Here is a 15,925-nt window from a genome sequence, read left to right on the forward strand (position 1 = left end):
CGCCGGGGGCGGGGCGGTGCCACAGGTCGGTTTGACGGGGGTGACCAGATGATCGAGGCGGTCTTCTTCGACGTCGGGGGGACGGTCCTCGACGAGACGCGGGAGTTCGCGGACTGGGCGGACTGGCTCGGCGTGCCCCGGCACACGTTCTCCGCCGTGTTCGGCGCGGTGATCGCCCGGGGGCAGGACTGGCAGGAGGCGTTCCGCACCTTCCGGCCCGACTTCGACCTCGCCACCGAGGTGGCACGCCGTGTCGCGGCCGGTCGGCCGGAGTCGTTCGGCGGGGACGACCTCTACCCCGACGCGCGACCGTGCCTTGCCGCCCTCCGGGAGCAGGGCCTGCTCGTGGGCCTGGCCGGCAACCAGCCGGCGCACGCCGAGGCGAGCCTGCGCGCCCTCGACCTGCCGGTGGACGTGATCGGCACGTCGCACGGCTGGGGCGTGGCGAAGCCGGCACCGGCGTTTTTCGCGCGGGTCGTCCACGCGGCCGGCGGTGACCCGTCGTCCATCCTGTACGTCGGTGACCGGCCGGACAACGACGCGCACGCCGCCATGGCGGCGGGTATGCGGGCCTGCCTGATCCGACGCGGTCCGTGGGGGCACATCCTCGACCTGCCGGACGTGGCGCAGCGGTGCCTGTTCCGGATCGGGTCGCTCGACGAACTCCCCGCCCTGGTGGCGGAACACAACGCCGGCTGTCGGTCCGCCGCACTACCCTCGCGGTCGTGACGATTCAACGCATGGACAACGTCGGCATCGTGGTCGACGACCTGGACGCCGCGGTCGCCTTCTTCACCGCGCTCGGCATGGAGCTGGAAGGCCGGATGTCGATCGACGAACCGTGGGCCGGCAAGGTCGTCGGGCTCGACGACATGCGGAGCGAGATCGCGATGATGCGGATCCCGGACGCGCCGGGCCGGCTCGAACTGGCGACGTACCACTCCCCGAAGGCGATCGTCCCCGAGCCGGCCGTCACCCCGTCGAACACGGTGGGCCTGCACCGCGTCATGTTCGCCGTCGACGACATCGAGGCCACGCTCGCCCGCCTCCGCCCGCACGGCGCCGAACTCGTGGGCGAGGTGATGCGCTTCGAGGACAGCTTCCTGCTCTGCTATCTCCGCGGCCCGAGCGGCATCATCCTCGCCCTGGCCGAGCAACTGAACTGACGGCGAGGACGCTAGACCGCCAGGGCCAGGTCCGCCACCTCGGCGGCGCAGCCCCAGGACAGCGTCACCCCCGCCCCACCGTGCCCGTAGGCGTGCACCAGGCGCCCGCCCGCGGGATCCACCTCGACCCGGGGGCCGCCGTGCCGGACCGGCCGCAACCCGATCCGCTCCCCCAGCACCGGCGCGCCCGCCAACCGCGGCACCAGGGCGACGCACCGCCGGTGGATCGCCGCCGCCGTCTCCGGGTCGGGTCGGGTGTGGCCGACGCCGGGCTGGTAGGTGCCGCCGAGGACCACGTCGTGCCGGCGCGGGTGCACGTACGTGACGCCGGCCGGGTGGTCCTCGTCGCGTACCGAGACGGTCAGGCCGGGATTCGCCACCAGCACGATGTGCCCGCGCGCCGGGTGGACGGCCGGGTCGGCGGCGAGTCGGCCGGCGGCCAGGCCGGTCGCGTTGACGACGGTCGGCGCGACCTCGTACGCCTCGGCGAGCGTGCCCAGGGCGCGGCGGACGATCCGGCCGCCGGCGGCCTCGACCTGCCGGTGCAGCCAGGTCAGGTAGCGGGTCATCTCCACCGTCGGAGCGGTGAACCGCAGCAGCGCCGTGTAGGGCACGTCGGCCGGCTCCGCCACCAGGTCGCCGCAGGCGTCGGCCCACCACGGCGGCCCGGTGTACGGGCGGCGCAGCCACATCCGGGTGGGCCGGTCCACCACCCCCGGCACGCCGTCTGCCGCCTGGCGGCGCAGTTCCGCGTGCGTGTCCCGGGCCCAGCGCAGCACCCGGGGGTCCTCCTCGGTGTGGCTCGGATACCACACCGCGGCGGCCACCGTGGACACGATCTCCGCCGGGTCGTCGGCGGTCAGCACGGTGACCCGCGCGCCACGCCGCTGGAGGGTGACCGCCGCCGTCAGCCCGATCACTCCCCCGCCGACCACCACCACGTCCGCTGCCGCCATCGTCCGCTCCCTCGCTCGTACCCTCGGTGTTCTTCCGATGGTGGGTGCCGGCGGCGCTGCCGTCCAAGACGGATCGGACCGGCGGCGATAAGCGGCGCTTATGATAGTGGCGTGGTCGACGGAACGGGCGCCTGGTCGGACCTGCGCCGGCTGCGCTCCTTCGTGGTGCTCGCCGAGGAGCTGCACTTCACCCGCGCCGCGGCCCGGCTGCGCATCGCCCAGCCCGCGCTCAGCCAGCAGATCCGGGCGTTGGAACGCCAGCTCGGCGCGCCGCTGGTGCACCGCACCAGCCGGGGCTGCACGTTGACCGAGGTCGGCGCGCGGGTTGCCGGCGAGGCGGCGCGGCTGATCGCCGACGTGGACGCCACCACCGCCCGCATCCTCGACCTGGCACGCGGTCGGGGCGGCCGGTTGCGGCTGGCGTACACCCGATCGGCGCGCGGCGGCCGGGTCGACGCGCTGATCGACCGGTTCCGGGCCGCCCACCCGGGCGTCGAGCTGGTCTCCGAGACGGCCTGGACGGCCCCGAACGTGGCCGGCCTGCTCGCCGGCCGGCTGGACGCGGCGTTCGTCCGACCGCCGGTGCACGAGCGGGCGTTGGCCTGCCGCACGGTCGACACCGAGGAACTGCTGCTGGCGCTGCCGGCCGGCCATCCGCTCGCCGCCGGCCGCCGCCGGATCACCCGGGCCGAGGTGGTCGACCTGCCGGCGGTGATGTGGCCACGGGAGAACGGGCCGGGCATGTTCGACCGGACGATCGCCCAGGTGTGGCCGGGTGGCGGCTTCCGGCTGGTCCGGCACGAGCCGGACGACGAGCAGTTGCTGCGCGCGGTGGCGCGCGGCGACGTGGTCGCGGCCGTGCCGGCCGGCCGGGCCCGGGCGTTGCGGCTGCCCGGCGTACGGCTGCGCCGGTTCACCGCCCCGACGCCCACCGTGGATGTCGGCCTGGCCTGGCCGGTCGACAGCACCAACCCGGCGGTGCGGGCGCTGCTCGCCCTGCTCGACCGGACGGACCGGCGACCGACGGTCAGTTCCCCGCCGGCACCTGCTCCTTGACCTCGTCGTAGCCGACCGGGCCGGGAGCCTCGGCCGGCGTGTAGATCACCCGGAGCACGCCGGTCGGGTACGCCTCGGTCGCGGCCACCCGCAGGTGGTACGGCGCGTCGCCCTCGTCGAACAGCTTGCGCCCCTTGCGCGCCGCCACCGGGTGCACCAGCAACCGCAGTTCGTCGACAAGCCCGGCGGCGAGCAACTGCTGCACCACGGAGATGGACCCGGGGATGAGGATGCCCTTGACGTCGGGGTCGGCCTTGAGCGCGGCGACCGCCTCCGCCAGTTCGCCCTGGATCAGCTCGGAGTTGCGCCAGGAGAACTCCAGCGGCTGCCGCGAGACGACCACCTTGCGCATGTCGCCGAGCTGCTTGGCGAACGGCGCGTCCTCCCCACCGGCGGCCTCCCGGTCGGGCCACGCGCCGGCGAAGCTGTCGTAGGTGGGACGGGCGATGAGCAGGACGTCTGCGGTCTCGTAGTCCTCGGTGACGGCCCGGCCCATGTTGTCGTCGAAGTAGGGGAAGTGCCAGTCCGGGTCGATCTCGGCGACGCCGTCGGCCGAGATGAACAGCGTGGAGATGACCTTCGCCATGTGCGGTGCTCCTTCACGTCAGGGTGATGTCGACGGGTAGACCGCCGCAGCATGCCAAACTCATCGGCCCGGGAGCGGGTTACCGGCTCAGATCGTGAAGTCCGGCGGCGCGCCCTCGCCCACTCGCCCGTCGACCGCCTCGCGGAGGAGGTCGGCGTGCCCGGTGTGGCGCGCGTACTCCTCGATCATGTCCAGGAGCATGGCCCGGACCGTCGGGGTGCGGCCGTCGGGCCAGGTGAAGGCGGCCGGACCGGCGAGCCCTCGCTCCTCGACCACCGCCGTGACAAGCGTGCACGACCGCTCGACCGCGCCGCGCCACAGCGCGTGCGCCTCGCCCGGGGCGTCGAGCACCGACAGCAACGTCTCCGCCTCGGTGAGGACGGCCGACACTCCACTCATCACCGGATCGTAGGCCGCCCGTGCCGCTCCCGGCTGTCCCTCCGCACGCCCCGGGTTGTGAGAAGGGGCCCCTTCTATACCGGAGGCGTTAAGCGGGGGCCCCGCCTTGCACCTGAGGTGATCAGGAATCGAGAAGCGGGCGTACCGTCGCAGGTCATAGCGTTCCTCCTGAGCGGGCGGCACCACGCCGGCCGACCAGGAGGGGGAACCGAGATGTCCGACGGATTCAGCGCCGAGGAGCGCGCCGCCATGAAGGAGCGCGCCGCCGAGCTTCGCGCCGAGGGGAAGAAGGGCGCGAAGAAGGCCGACGAGTTGCAGACCCTGCTGGACCGGATCGCGCAGATGGCGCCGGCCGACCGGGAACTGGCCGAGCGCGTGCACGTGACGATCACCGCCACCGCGCCCGAGCTGTCGCCGAAGACCTGGTACGGCATGCCCGCGTACGCGAACGCGGCCGGCAAGATCGTGGTCTTCTTCCAGGACTCGGGGAAGTTCAACTACCGCTACTCGACGGTGGGCTTCCAGGAATCGGCGAACCTCGACGACGGCGACATGTGGCCGGCGTCGTACGCGTTGCTGAGGTGGAGCCCCGAGGTGGAGAAGAAGCTCGTGGAGCTGGTGCGGGCGGCGGTTTCCTGACGGGCGGCGCGGCCCCTATGTCTGCCAGGACTTGAGGCCGCGGACCGCGGCGTCGGCGAAGTCGTCGGCGAAGTCAGGGTTGTTGCTGCTCGCCTCCCAGCCCTGGTCGTGCACCACCGTCACGCCGTCCGCCACCCGCACCACCGTGATCTGGCTGGTCGCGGTGCCCTCACGTGGGCTGCCGTCGATGTTGGTCGCGGGCCGGGTCAACGTTACGAGCAGACCCTCGTCGCCGGTGTCGGCGAGTGGCCGCGACCGGACGGTGACGGTGTTGCCGGCGTCCGGGAAGGACCGGCAGGATTCCACCGCCTCGCGGACCCGGCGCAGGTAGTCCGCGGCGTCGGTGCCCGCGAAGGCGAACACGGTCTGGTTGAGCGTGCCGAAGGGGACGTTCTCCGGCGGGTCCTCGGGTGTCTTGTAGGTGCTCATCATGGCGGCGGCAGCGGTCGACCGGCCGCCGGTGGCGAACTCCTCGGCGCACAGCTTCGGCAGGGCGTCGGCGACCTGCATCGACCGTGGGGTGCTCTTGCGCAGCTCGGGCGGCAGGTCGACGAAGGCGGACTTCGGGATCGTCACGGCCGTATCGGTCCCGCCGGTCGTGGGTGACGCCGACGGCGTGGCGGCGGTCGTCGGCACCGAAGTCGGGGCCGTGGTGGCTCCCTGTCCCTGGTCACCCCTGTCGGCGGTGCACGCGCCGGCCAGCAGCGCGGTGGCGAGCAGCGGCAGGCCCAGCAGCCGCCGGTGACGTCGATCAGGTCCGTTCACGTCAACCTCCGTCCGATGGCCCCTGCCCGGGCACCTGCCCGCTGCCGGCCAGACCGAAACACCATGGATATGAAAACACAGCTTTGCACAAATGTATGTTTGTTCTAACATGGCGGCGTGTCCGATCTCGATCTCGCGTTCGCCGCCCTCGGCGACCCGGTCCGCCGCGCCCTGGTGACCCGCCTCGCCCGCGGCGACGCCACGGTGGGCGAGCTGGCCGCGCCGTTCGACCTGACCCCACAGGCGATCTCCCACCACGTGGGGGTGCTGCGCCGCTGTGGGCTGGTCGAGCAGCGGCGCGAGGGCACCCGGCGCCCCTGCCGGCTCCGTGCCGACCAGCTCGCGCTGCTCGGCACGTGGATCGACGAGCAACGCCGGGCCTGGCACGACCGGCTCGACGCGCTCGACCGCCACCTCGCCGCCGAGGAGGGCACCCGGTGACCGCCCGAGCCGAGCTGCACGGCGACGAGCTGATCGCCCGGCGCCACCTGTCCGCCGCGCCGGACCGGGTCTGGGCCGCCTTCACCACGCCGGCGAGCATCGCGGCGTTCTGGGGTGGCTCGCACGCCCGGGTGCCCGCCGGGTCGGTGACCGTCGACGCCCGACCCGGCGGTGAGTTCGCGCTCGACACCCGGGCGCCGGACGGCGCGACCCGCCGGCTGCGGTTCGTCTACGTACGCCTCGACCCGCCCCGCGAACTCGTGTTCGACGAACCGGTCACCGGCCTACGCACCACCGTGACGCTCCGACCCGCCGACGACGGTACGGACCTCACCGTCCACCAGCGACGGCTCCCGCCGGAGCTCCGCAGCACCCGGGCGGTCGACGGCCTCGCCGCGATCCTCGACGCCCTCGCCGCCCACCTGACCGAGAACGGAGATCCCCATGACCACTCAACGTGACCTCGTCGACGAATACTTCGCCGGCTTCCGGACCAGCGACCACCCGCGCATCCTGGCGACCCTCACCGACGACGTCGAATGGGTCATCCACGGCCACCGCACCACCCGGGGGCGCACCGAGTTCGACGGCGAGATCGAGAACCCGGCGTTCACCGGCAGCCCGCAACTCGACGTCGAGCGGGTGCACGAGGACGGCCCGGTGGTCGTGGTCACCGGCGAGGGCCGAGGAACAAGCGTGGCGCACGGCCCGTTCCGGTTCGCCTTCAACGACCTGTTCACGTTCCGCGACGGGCTCATCGCCCGCGTCGACTCGTACGTCGTGCCGCTGCCCTGACCCGATCCGCGTCAGTGACAGACCGTGAGCAGACTGAGCGCGAGACAGCAGGAACCGGTCGACGCCAGCAGCACGGCGGCCACCGCCCGCAGCGCGACCTCCGCCGGCCGCCGGTCCCGCCACGCCACCGGCAGTGCCTGCTCCACAAGCACCGCCACCAACCAGCCGAGGAGCAGCAGCAGGAAGAGGCCGTCCAGGCGGTCGTCGCCGAAGGCGCTCGCGTTCCCGCTTCCCCCGTAGTTGGGGCAATCCCGCTGGTCCACGACCGGGCGGAGGACGAGCAGCGCCACCGCGATGACGACCGCGCCGCCACCAAGCGCCCGGAAACCGCCGAACCGGACCGGCCGTCGCGGTGGAACGTCAGGGGTGTCCCCGTGCTCGTTCGATGCCGGTGGTGTTTGAATCATCGGTCAAGGTCGGCGCGGGTGAGGAGTGGACGCAGCGTGATGCCCTCGGCAGCAAGCGCCTCGGCGCCGCCCTCCTGGCGGTCGATCACGCAGACCGCGGTGTCGACCCGGGCGCCGAGAGCCCGCAACTCCCGCGTGGAGAGCACCACCTGCCCGCCGGAGCTCACCACGTCCTCCACCACGAGCACCCGTCGCCCGGCCACCTCCGCCCCTTCGGCGAGGCGCGCCGTGCCGTACCGCTTCGCCGCCTTGCGGACGAAGACGCAGGGCAGGCCGGTGTGGCGACCGAGCGCGGTCACGACCGCGATGCCGCCCATCTCCAGACCGGCCAACACGTCGGTCCCCTCCGGAACCAGGGCGACCATCTGCCCCGCGACGGCGTCCAGCAGCACCGGATCGGCCTCGAACTGATACTTGTCGAAGTATTCGTCGGCGACCCGCCCGGAGCGCAGGAGGAACTGTCCGGTGAGTCGAGACCGGGCCTCGATCTGACGTACGAGATCGTCACGCTTCACGCGGGGATCCTGACACGCCTTCCCTATCGGGTGGCGGGCTCCTGTCCGTCCTGCGGACCGGCGGACCCGTCGCGGGTGGGATAGCCCAGCACCTCGGCGAGGTCGCCCGCCGCCGCCGTGTACGCAGCGTAGATCTCGTCGTCGAAGTGGTTGCGCCAGTCGCCGGCCGCGCCCTTGCGGTAGTGCGAGATCCGGCCCGGCGTCTCCTTGTCCTTCTTCATCTTCGTGAAGCTGTAGCGGGCGAGGAGCGTCTCCAGCTCGGCCGGGGGCAGCGTGATGCCGCAGTGGCGCAGCAACCGGTCCACCTCGTCGGCCTGCCGCTCGCCGGTCAGGTCCTCGTAGCGGAACAGCCGGAACGTCTCGGCGGGCCGGGCCTGCGCCCACGACCGCATCTGCCCGAACTGCTTCTTGTCGCGGAGCCGGTCGATGACGTAGAGCATCCCGTCCTTCTTCGGCAGCTCCTGCAACGCCTCGCGTGCCTGCGGGATGTCGCCCATCGGGGCGTGCGAGTTCCGCAGCGAGAAGTAACTCGACACCACCACGTCGCGGGGGTCGCGGATCACGAAGAACGCGCGGTACGTGCCCGCCTTCGGGACGGCCTCGAAGCGTTTGTGGGAGAGGAAGATCGCCAGGCCGGTGCGCCCGGCCGGGACCGGCGCGGTCGCTCCGCCGGGATAGAAGCGGGGGTCGTAGGGCAGCAGCCCGCAGTGGCGGTAGACGGCCGGGTCGCTGAACAACGCCTTGATCCACTGACTGCCGGTCTTGCGGACGGTGCAGTGGAAGATGTTGTCGAATTCGCTCCGGGCGACCACCGGAACGGTCAGCCGCATTCGCGCGTTGCGCGCTTCCATCTGCGCTCGCCGGGCCGCGACGCGCAGCGAGTTCGGCGAATTGTGCTTGGCGAATTCGACGGCGCGATTGATCATTTCTCCAGACCCTGTCCGCACCCTGGTGATCAGGGCGCACCGACGCTTTCGCGCATCTCGGACAGCCACGTCGGCAGGCTCCGGCCACTCGCCCCCCGGCCCCGATGCGCCGCCAAAATATCCCCGACGACCCCTTTGATGTCAATCCGGGAAAACCTGGGAGCTTGCTGAAAGCACGCCGTCGTCACACCCAGTAGGTGTCGTGCGTCAGGAAGAACTCGGTCCGCTCCTCCTCGCTCATCTCCGCCACCCGGTGTATCCCCTCGAAGTAGCCCTCCCGGGGTGCGCCCGGCGCGAAGTGCAACAGCATCGACGCGGGCTCACCGGACTCGTTGCGGAACCCGTGGACCCCGCCCTCGGGCACGTGGACGAAGTCACCCGGGCCGCAGTCGATCCAGCTCCGCCCGTCGTAGATGCGGATCGTGCCGCTGAGCACGAAGAACGACTCCGAGATGCTGCGGTGGAAGTGCGGGGCCGGGCCGCTCGGCGTCGCGCCCATGTCCCACCGGTAGAGCCCGAACTGGCCGTTCGTGCTGGCGCCGGTGGCCAGGTAGTGCGCCCCGCCGCCGCTGGCGTGGCGCAGCTCGGGCGCGGTGTCGGCCGGGCGGTAGGTGGCGCTGGTCTCGCCGGTGGATCCGCGGTAGCGCGGCGGTGGGTAGGTCATCTGCTCTCCGTCCCCGATCGGCGGATCCCCGGAATGGGAACGCCTCAGGATATCCACCGGCCCGACCGGGCTCACGGCTCGATCTGCTCCTCGTCCGGGACCACGGTCTCGACGTCCAGGTCCGCGTCGTCGAGGACCTCGATGACCCACTGCCACCGCCGCGCGTGGCGCATGCAGAACTCGGCGTACGCCGTGGCGAGGTCGTGGTCCGCCACGTCCAGCACCCGCAGCACGCGGTCCTCGTCGTCCGCTTCCCCTTCGAAGGCGCCCGCCATCGCGTGGCCCAGCTGGTCGAGGCACGCGTTGACCCTCGACACCGAGGAATGCACCCGGTCCTCGACCATGTTTGCCAGGTACGGTTCGTCGTCGTCGATCCTGCTGACCTGTGGCAGGTCGAGGTCGTCGTAGCGCGGCACCGCCGGCGGGAAGTGGAGTTCGGCGGTGCGCACGAGCCGGACCGCTTCGGTGACGAGCCGACCGAACTTCGCCCGATCTTCCCAGTGCAGCCCGTGGTCGCGACCGATCCGCTCGACGACCTGCCAGGTCTGTCGGTCCAGCCGCACCCACCGGAGGACGTCGTGCAGGAAGGATGGCCGCGGGTCGGGCTGCAACCGCCGCCGGTGCCACTCCCGTTCCAGCAACCGGGCGCCCTCGCACAACAACTGCTTGACGTACGAGGCGACCCGCACCTTCGTGACGTCCATGGGACGCAGCGACACCGGTTGCAGGGACTGGTAGATGTCCTGCTCGAAGAAGCGGAACACCGCGTGGTGGCGCAGCCAGGCCAGGTCCGAGTCGCTGCTGAGGATCCAGGTCCGCAGCCGGGACGCAGTGCCGTACCGGGTGTCGGACTGGGTGACGACACGGCCGGCGCGCCCGCTCTCCGTGCTCTGCAGCGCAGCGCGCAGGTTGTCGACGGCCAGGTGGGTCAGGAGTTCCACCTCGCCCCTCGGGTTGGCCCGGGGCAGCCCGCACCTCCGTTCGTCCGGGTCCCGGTCGGGCAGCTTGCGGGGATACCCGCCCAGGGCGAAGGCCGCCACGCACGCCGCCGTGTAGTAGTCGAGGTGGTTCATCGGCCCGAACCAGTTCCATCGGCGCTGCACCCACCAGATGCGCTGCTCCAGCGCCCGGGGATCGGCCGGCCACCCGATCACCAGGGCCTGTCGCGCCTTCACCCGGTGGTGGCGGTGCCACCAGGTCGGTAGGCATTCCGCGTCCCGCACGTCGAACTCGATGCGTTCCAGCGGGGCGTCAGCACCGGGGCGCTCGCCCGACATGGCGGTTCCCGCGGCGCCACGCCGGTCGTCGTTCAACGCGCTCATCAGGCGCAGCGGCGCCCAGAGGTCGCGCATCGCGCGCAGCAGCCGGCGGCCGATCTCGCGGTCCACGGCCGGCACGAGCCGGGCCAGGGCGGCGTCGTCGTGCAGGCGGTGGAACTCCTGCCAGGCCGCGAGCGCCAACAGGGTACGGGCGGAGGACTCCTTGGTGAGCAGGACGCGCACGTGGTCCTTCGCCTGTTCCTCGGTGGCGAGGGTGGTGCGGTTCGCCACGGCTGGCCAGTAGCGGTCGGCCAGGGCGGCGCAGAGCCGCTGCCGGACCTGGTCGTGCACCCGGTGCCGCTCGGTCCGCCGGTCGTCGGACGGATCGTCGGCGAACCACTCCCCCACCAACCGCTCGGTGTAGCCGAGCGCGCGGGCGTACTGGTAGCGCAGTCGGATCCACTCCGGGTGGCGACGGAGCAGGCGCAGGGTGGACCAGGTGAACCGCCAGGGACGCACGAGGCGGTAACGCCTCCGGCTCCAGAGCGCACCCGTGTAGCGACCTTCCAACTCGACCACGGCGAGAGCCGCCTCGTAGGTGTGCAGGGCGTCGAGGAAGAGCCCGAGGTCCTCCTGCACGCTCGCCACCATCATCCTGATGTTGATGTTGAACGGGTCCAGGCGCAGCGCCTCCCGGTACCACCAGAGCGCGTCGTCGAGCTTCTGGTCGTCGTGGCGCTTCTTCGCCTCGTTGTAGCACTCGAACAGCTCGGCGGGCATGTCACGGCCGTACCACTTGCGCCACGGCGGGTTCTTCGCCAGCCGGGTGGCCGGCAGGATCTTGGCCATGGTCCAGTAGGCCGCCCGGCAGGTGGCGTCCTCCCAGCTCCGCCCCCACATGGTCGTCGTCGTGCTCTGGGCGCGGCCCAGCAGCGACGTGACCGTGACCGACAGCCCGAACTGCGGCTCCTGCGTCCGCTTCTGCAGTGTCGCGGTGACGAAGTATCCGTTCCGTGGCCACAGGGCCGCCACCACGCGCGTGATGACCTGCATCGGGGACGAGGTGTCGCCCTGCTTGGACAGCGCGTCCATGAAGCCCTGCGGCGCCGGGTCGGAGGGGCCGGCGTACGGCGGGTAGATGTCGGTGTCCGCCAACTGCCGGCAGAACCGGCTGCGCAGGTAGGTGGCGCACCCCTCCTCCTCGTCGGTCCCGTTCTCGAACTTTCGGATGTCGATCGGCCCGGGACGGTCGGCGAAGCTCGCCTGCCGCCAGGACCGCCACGCCACGTAGGTGAGCAGGCCGAGGCCGAGCAGGCCCAGTTGCCGCCACCGCAGCGGGCCGGCGGCGAAGAACATGATGCGGGCGCCCGCCAACACCCCCCGCACCCCGTCGGTGAGGGCCGGCCACACCTGGTGGGGCGCCCACCGGGGCACCTTGACGACGCCGTCCCCGGCCAGATAGAGGCAGACCAGCAGCGCCGTGCTGAACAGCAGGGCGAGCGTCAGCGCCGCCCTCGGGTGCGGCGTCGGGAGCGAGGCGGGCGCGGCCCGGGACCGCCGCCCGGTCCGGCGCGGGGCCCGCACGTCCCAAGCGTCAGGGCGAGGGACGTGGCACCGACGGTGCTCCCCCACACCCCACATCCGCCGCCCCCGCGCCTCTGACCTGCCCTTCAGCCTAGGCAGGAGGGTCTCGGACACGAGCCGGGAATGCGAAATCGCCTCCGGCCGTCCGCCCGGTTCAGCGGGCGCCCGCCGTCAGGGCGAGGAGGTCCAGCCCTGGCGGTGCAGCCGGTCGACGCCGTCCAGCAGCAGGTCCAGCGCGAACTCGAACTCGAACTGGTCGTCGCAGCCCGGCCCGACCACCGACGCGTCGTCGTGGGACGCCGCGCCGGCGATCGCGGCGAGGTGTGGGAACCGGGCGGCAGCCTCCGGCGGGAAGCCGGCCGCCGGGTCGGGTTCGGCCGGGCCGGAGCGGCCGGCGCGGCGGGTGGCGTCGAACAACTCCTGGCTGAAGCCGAGGATCCGGCTGCCCATCGCGTGCATCACGTGGTGGGCCAGGTCGGTGGAGAACCCACCGGCCCGGAACGCGCCGACCATCGAGTCGAGATAGCCGAGGACACCGGGCGTCGGCGTGTTCCGCGACTCGATCGCGAGCGCCGCCCAGGGGTGGCGGAGCAGCATCTGCCGCGCCGAGAGGATGCGTCCGCGGACCGTCGGCTTCCAGTCGGCGTCGGGCTCCGGCGGGTCGATCTCGCCGACCACCGCGTCGATCATGCCGTCGAGCAGTTCGTCCTTGTTCGCCACGTGCTTGTAGAGCGCCATCGGCACGACGCCCAGGTGCTGCGCGAGGTTGCGCATGCTGAGGGATTCGATCCCGCCCGCGTCGGCGAGCGCGACGGCGGTACGCAGGACGCGCTCCCTGCTCAGGGGCGTGCGGCGGAGCGCCTCGGCCTGCTCGACCATGTCGTCCTCGTCTTCCGGGGTCAGTGCTTGCACCCTAACTCCCTTGACAGGTGTACGGCGTACACCCATGATAGGCGTACGCCGTACACCTGGGAGGAACCATGAAGGCGATCGTGCAGGACCGATACGGCCCGCCGGAGACGCTGACGCTCGCGGACGTCCCCACGCCGAGACCCAACCCCGACGAGGTGCTCATCCGGGTCGAGGCCGCCTCGCTCAACGCGTACGACTGGCACGCCATGCGGGGCGACCCGCGGATGGCGCGGTTGGCGATGGGGCGGGCCCGGCCACGGGCGCGCATCCGCGGCCGGGACGTCGCCGGCCAGGTCGAGGACGTCGGCGCCGACGTGCAGGGCATCCGGCCGGGCGACGCCGTCTTCGCCGACCTCGGCGACGCCAACGGCGCGTTCGCCGAGTACGCGTGCGTACCCGAAGCCCTGGTCGCGCCGCGGCCGGCGAACCTGACGCCGCAGCAGGCGGCGGCCCTGCCGCTGGCCGGCGCCACCGCGCTCGCCGGGCTGCGCGACGCCGGGCAGGTCGAGCCCGGCCACCGCGTCCTCGTCAACGGCGCCTCCGGCGGCGTCGGCACCCTCGCGGTCCAACTGGCCAAGGCGCTCGGCGCGACCGTGACCGGCGTGTGCAGCACCCGCAACGTCGACCTGGTCCGTTCACTCGGCGCCGACCACGTCGTCGACTACACCCGCGACGACTTCACCCGGGCCGCCGGCCGCCACGACGTCGTGTTCGACCTGGTGGGCAACCGCTCGCTCACCGCGCTGCGGCGGGCGTCCACCCCGACCGGAACGCTCGTGCTCTCCGGCGGCGGCGTCTACCGGGGTGGCAGCCTCGTCGGGCCGGTCTGGTTGATGGCCCGTGGGCGGCTGCTGGCGCCGCTGGTCCGGCAGCGCGTCGTCGTCCTGTCCACCACGCCCGGCCGGGACCACCTCGACGCGCTGCGCGCCCACGCCGAGGCCGGGCACCTCACCCCGGTCATCGACCGCGCGTATCCCCTGCACGAGGTGCCCGAGGCCATCCGGTATCTGGAGGGTGAGCACGCCCGGGCGAAGGTCGTCATCACCCTCTGACGGATCTCTGAGGTCGGCGGCGGGACGGGGACGACTGCGGGGCGGTGCACCGCACCGCCCCGCAGCGCGCGGCCGAGAGCCGCGCCGGAGCACCCGTCAGCCGCCGCGCCGGTCGTGCGGGACGGTGACGGTGACGGTGCAGCCCGCCGGCCGGCCGATCTCGTCGTGACCGGCGTAGGTCAGGCGGTACACCCGGTCGCCGCCGTTGCCGGCGCGTTCCGCCCGCAGCTTGCCCCGGGTGTCGGCGGTGCCGGTGGTGAAGCCGCTGACGTCGGTGGCGTCGCCACCGGTCACGCCGCTGAGGGTAAACGCGTGCGGGCCGAGCACCCCGTCGCGCAGGTCCACGCGGACGGTGACGTCGACGAGCTTGTGGTTCGGCGGCCACAGGACCGGCCGGTCCACCACGCAGTCCAGCGGCCGTACCGGCAGGGGTGCGGCAAGGGTGGCGGTGGCGTGCCCGATCGTCGCGGTGAGCCGGGCGCCGGCCTCGTAGTACATGTGCGCGGTACGGCCGTCGAAGTAGAACGTGGGAGCGGCCGACCGGCCGAGGTCGGGCGCGGCGGCCATCGAGTCGTGCACGACGCCGAGGTGGACCTCCTGGTCGAAGTTCGCGCCCACGTCGACCGCGTGCATGTTGCCGTCGGCCGCATGGTAGATCACCAGGTTGCGGTCGTTCCAGCGGAGGAAGAACGGCCCCGAGGCGTTCGGCCCCTCGTCGCCCTGCGGGGTGACGATCGGCTCGGGCTGGATGGTCCAGGTCCGCGCGTCGTTCGAGACGGCCCAGCGGATCCGGCGGGACACCGGCCCGGTGGGGCCGGGCGCGCCGCCGGTGGGGTTGTCCATGAAGACCATGAGGTACCGCGTGCCGAGCCGGGCCACGGACTGTTCGAACACCCGGGCGTACGAGGTCTCGCCCCCGGTGCTCGCGTCCCGGCTGACGGCGGTGCCGCCGTAGCTGAAGTGGATGCCGTCGTCGGAGGTCGCGTACCGGGTGATCGAGTTCTCGCCGTGGTAGTAGAGGAACAGCTTGCGCTCGCCCTCGATCCACACGGCGTGCGGGGAGGAGACGTGGCTGACCGTGCTGTAGTGCGGCAGCCAGGTGTTGGCGACGAGCGGGTTCCCGTCGTACTCGGTCCACGGCCCGTCGATCGAGTCGGCGTACGCGAGCGCGATGCCGCCGGGGCGCTCGTGCGGCGCGTAGTAGAGGTAGTAGGCGCCGAGCGGGTTCGGGAAGTAGTCGGCCGCGCGGATGACGCTGGGGAAGATGAACTCGCCCGTCGGGTTGTAGGCGAGGTCGTCCTTGTCGAAGGCGGTGCCCGCGTAGGTGAACGCCGGGAAGCCGAGTCCGGGATCGGCGGCGGCCGGCACGGCGCCGGCCGCGGTGACCGCGAGCAGGGCGACGCCGGCGGTGGCGACGGCGCGTCGGGGTGACGGTACGGATGGTCTGGGCATGCGTCTTCTTCCTGTGCTGTCGGGTGGCACCGAGGGACAGGGGTAACTCTCGGTAGAGGTACAGGCGTCATCGACCGTCGGGGCCGAAGCGCCGCCGGGGTGCTAATACGTATTAGCTTCTATGTTTCTCAAATGTTGCGCGCCAACCGCCGCCACTGTCAAGGGGGCCACCCCGACGAGCCGCTAATGCGCATTACTTTAGGGAGTTCACCCGCCGGAAATCTTCATCTACCCCTTGACAGCGCTCCGGGTCAGCGGTCACGCTCCATCCCAACGCCGAGCGCTAATACGCATTAGCCGCCCCGGAAGGACCGACGTGACCGCTCCCCCCAAGCGTGTGACCCAGCGTGA

19 protein-coding genes are annotated in these 15,925 nt (G+C 72.2%); 8 read left to right on the plus strand and 11 right to left on the minus strand.

Features of this window, described 5'->3' with window-relative positions; genetic code table 11:
* Positions 1 to 48 precede the first annotated feature (48 nt).
* The gene (locus tag O7602_RS19180; RefSeq protein ID WP_281584016.1) at positions 49 to 729 is read left to right on the plus strand and encodes an HAD family hydrolase; all 681 of its coding nucleotides are present in this window, start codon (positions 49 to 51) and stop codon (positions 727 to 729) included.
* The gene (locus tag O7602_RS19185) at positions 726 to 1,166 is read left to right on the plus strand and encodes a VOC family protein (RefSeq protein WP_281584017.1); all 441 of its coding nucleotides are present in this window, start codon (positions 726 to 728) and stop codon (positions 1,164 to 1,166) included. Before O7602_RS19180 ends, O7602_RS19185 begins: the two co-directional genes overlap by 4 nt.
* A gap of 11 nt (positions 1,167 to 1,177) precedes the next feature.
* Here the strand turns inward: O7602_RS19185 and O7602_RS19190 are convergent, their stop codons facing one another.
* Positions 1,178 to 2,122, minus strand: coding sequence for an FAD-dependent oxidoreductase (locus O7602_RS19190; RefSeq protein ID WP_281584018.1), 945 nt, complete (start codon positions 2,120 to 2,122; stop codon positions 1,178 to 1,180).
* A gap of 111 nt (positions 2,123 to 2,233) precedes the next feature.
* Between O7602_RS19190 and O7602_RS19195 the strand changes: the two genes are divergently transcribed.
* Positions 2,234 to 3,178 (plus strand): LysR substrate-binding domain-containing protein, encoded by a 945-nt coding sequence (locus tag O7602_RS19195; RefSeq protein ID WP_281584019.1) that lies wholly within the window; start codon positions 2,234 to 2,236, stop codon positions 3,176 to 3,178.
* Here O7602_RS19195 and O7602_RS19200 read toward each other — a convergent pair.
* Positions 3,150 to 3,764, minus strand: coding sequence for a dihydrofolate reductase family protein (locus O7602_RS19200; protein ID WP_281584020.1), 615 nt, complete (start codon positions 3,762 to 3,764; stop codon positions 3,150 to 3,152). The two genes, O7602_RS19195 and O7602_RS19200, sit on opposite strands and share 29 nt — an antisense overlap.
* 87 nt (positions 3,765 to 3,851) lie before the next feature.
* Entirely contained in the window at positions 3,852 to 4,163 is a 312-nt protein-coding gene (locus O7602_RS19205) for a DUF664 domain-containing protein (protein WP_348651288.1), read from the minus strand.
* Between the two features lie 213 nt (positions 4,164 to 4,376).
* Between O7602_RS19205 and O7602_RS19210 the strand changes: the two genes are divergently transcribed.
* Positions 4,377 to 4,802 carry a hypothetical protein gene (locus tag O7602_RS19210; protein WP_281584021.1) on the plus strand — a complete coding sequence of 142 codons (426 nt, stop codon included), beginning with the start codon at positions 4,377 to 4,379 and terminating at the stop codon, positions 4,800 to 4,802.
* 15 nt (positions 4,803 to 4,817) lie between these two features.
* Here the strand turns inward: O7602_RS19210 and O7602_RS19215 are convergent, their stop codons facing one another.
* Complete coding sequence (locus tag O7602_RS19215; protein ID WP_281584022.1) at positions 4,818 to 5,567, minus strand: hypothetical protein; 750 nt, start codon at positions 5,565 to 5,567, stop codon at positions 4,818 to 4,820.
* Between the two features lie 117 nt (positions 5,568 to 5,684).
* Here O7602_RS19215 and O7602_RS19220 point away from each other — a divergent pair, with 117 nt between their 5' ends.
* The 3 genes from O7602_RS19220 to O7602_RS19230 are packed head-to-tail and all read left to right on the plus strand — an operon-like array spanning position 5,685 to position 6,803.
* Entirely contained in the window at positions 5,685 to 6,008 is a 324-nt protein-coding gene (locus O7602_RS19220; protein ID WP_281584023.1) for a metalloregulator ArsR/SmtB family transcription factor, read from the plus strand.
* The gene (locus O7602_RS19225) at positions 6,005 to 6,469 is read left to right on the plus strand and encodes an SRPBCC domain-containing protein (RefSeq protein ID WP_281584024.1); all 465 of its coding nucleotides are present in this window, start codon (positions 6,005 to 6,007) and stop codon (positions 6,467 to 6,469) included. The genes O7602_RS19220 and O7602_RS19225 overlap by 4 nt, the downstream gene beginning before the upstream one ends.
* A complete protein-coding gene (locus tag O7602_RS19230; RefSeq protein WP_281584025.1) occupies positions 6,453 to 6,803 on the plus strand; it encodes a nuclear transport factor 2 family protein in 351 nt (116 codons plus the stop codon). The genes O7602_RS19225 and O7602_RS19230 overlap by 17 nt, the downstream gene beginning before the upstream one ends.
* Positions 6,804 to 6,814: 11 nt before the next feature.
* Here O7602_RS19230 and O7602_RS19235 read toward each other — a convergent pair whose 3' ends face one another.
* The 6 genes from O7602_RS19235 to O7602_RS19260 form a co-directional block, all read right to left on the minus strand.
* Positions 6,815 to 7,210 carry a hypothetical protein gene (locus O7602_RS19235; RefSeq protein WP_281584026.1) on the minus strand — a complete coding sequence of 132 codons (396 nt, stop codon included), beginning with the start codon at positions 7,208 to 7,210 and terminating at the stop codon, positions 6,815 to 6,817.
* A complete protein-coding gene (locus O7602_RS19240; protein WP_281584027.1) occupies positions 7,207 to 7,725 on the minus strand; it encodes a phosphoribosyltransferase family protein in 519 nt (172 codons plus the stop codon). Before O7602_RS19240 ends, O7602_RS19235 begins: the two co-directional genes overlap by 4 nt.
* A gap of 23 nt (positions 7,726 to 7,748) precedes the next feature.
* Positions 7,749 to 8,651 (minus strand): sulfotransferase domain-containing protein, encoded by a 903-nt coding sequence (locus O7602_RS19245; protein ID WP_281584028.1) that lies wholly within the window; start codon positions 8,649 to 8,651, stop codon positions 7,749 to 7,751.
* A 184-nt stretch (positions 8,652 to 8,835) separates the two neighbouring features.
* A complete protein-coding gene (locus O7602_RS19250; RefSeq protein ID WP_281584029.1) occupies positions 8,836 to 9,315 on the minus strand; it encodes a cupin domain-containing protein in 480 nt (159 codons plus the stop codon).
* Between the two features lie 71 nt (positions 9,316 to 9,386).
* Positions 9,387 to 12,158, minus strand: coding sequence for a hypothetical protein (locus O7602_RS19255; RefSeq protein ID WP_281584030.1), 2,772 nt, complete (start codon positions 12,156 to 12,158; stop codon positions 9,387 to 9,389).
* Between the two features lie 171 nt (positions 12,159 to 12,329).
* Complete coding sequence (locus O7602_RS19260; RefSeq protein ID WP_281590397.1) at positions 12,330 to 13,037, minus strand: TetR/AcrR family transcriptional regulator C-terminal domain-containing protein; 708 nt, start codon at positions 13,035 to 13,037, stop codon at positions 12,330 to 12,332.
* Positions 13,038 to 13,138: 101 nt separating this feature from the next.
* Here O7602_RS19260 and O7602_RS19265 point away from each other — a divergent pair, with 101 nt between their 5' ends.
* On the plus strand, positions 13,139 to 14,122 hold the full coding sequence (locus O7602_RS19265) for an NAD(P)-dependent alcohol dehydrogenase (protein ID WP_281584031.1): 984 nt from the start codon (positions 13,139 to 13,141) through the stop codon (positions 14,120 to 14,122).
* A gap of 96 nt (positions 14,123 to 14,218) precedes the next feature.
* Here O7602_RS19265 and O7602_RS19270 read toward each other — a convergent pair whose 3' ends face one another.
* Positions 14,219 to 15,574: a hypothetical protein gene (locus O7602_RS19270; RefSeq protein ID WP_281584032.1), complete on the minus strand. Its 1,356-nt coding sequence runs from the start codon at positions 15,572 to 15,574 to the stop codon at positions 14,219 to 14,221.
* Positions 15,575 to 15,925 lie beyond the last annotated feature (351 nt).

Origin of the sequence: Micromonospora sp. WMMD1128 (assembly GCF_027497235.1) — a bacterium.
In the GTDB taxonomy this organism is placed as follows: Bacteria; Actinomycetota; Actinomycetes; order Mycobacteriales; family Micromonosporaceae; genus Micromonospora.

What these genes read in the sequence shown, in the direction of transcription:
- O7602_RS19245 (WP_281584028.1), bottom strand. Translation starts at nt 8,651, where the DNA reads ATGATCAATCGCGCCGTCGAATTCGCCAAGCACAATTCGCCGAACTCG.
- O7602_RS19180 (WP_281584016.1), top strand. Translation starts at nt 49, where the DNA reads ATGATCGAGGCGGTCTTCTTCGACGTCGGGGGGACGGTCCTCGACGAG.
- O7602_RS19250 (WP_281584029.1), bottom strand. Translation starts at nt 9,315, where the DNA reads ATGACCTACCCACCGCCGCGCTACCGCGGATCCACCGGCGAGACCAGC.
- O7602_RS19230 (WP_281584025.1), top strand. Translation starts at nt 6,453, where the DNA reads ATGACCACTCAACGTGACCTCGTCGACGAATACTTCGCCGGCTTCCGG.
- O7602_RS19260 (WP_281590397.1), bottom strand. Translation starts at nt 13,037, where the DNA reads ATGGTCGAGCAGGCCGAGGCGCTCCGCCGCACGCCCCTGAGCAGGGAG.
- O7602_RS19200 (WP_281584020.1), bottom strand. Translation starts at nt 3,764, where the DNA reads ATGGCGAAGGTCATCTCCACGCTGTTCATCTCGGCCGACGGCGTCGCC.
- O7602_RS19235 (WP_281584026.1), bottom strand. Translation starts at nt 7,210, where the DNA reads ATGATTCAAACACCACCGGCATCGAACGAGCACGGGGACACCCCTGAC.
- O7602_RS19205 (WP_348651288.1), bottom strand. Translation starts at nt 4,163, where the DNA reads ATGAGTGGAGTGTCGGCCGTCCTCACCGAGGCGGAGACGTTGCTGTCG.
- O7602_RS19270 (WP_281584032.1), bottom strand. Translation starts at nt 15,574, where the DNA reads ATGCCCAGACCATCCGTACCGTCACCCCGACGCGCCGTCGCCACCGCC.
- O7602_RS19190 (WP_281584018.1), bottom strand. Translation starts at nt 2,122, where the DNA reads ATGGCGGCAGCGGACGTGGTGGTGGTCGGCGGGGGAGTGATCGGGCTG.
- O7602_RS19210 (WP_281584021.1), top strand. Translation starts at nt 4,377, where the DNA reads ATGTCCGACGGATTCAGCGCCGAGGAGCGCGCCGCCATGAAGGAGCGC.
- O7602_RS19265 (WP_281584031.1), top strand. Translation starts at nt 13,139, where the DNA reads ATGAAGGCGATCGTGCAGGACCGATACGGCCCGCCGGAGACGCTGACG.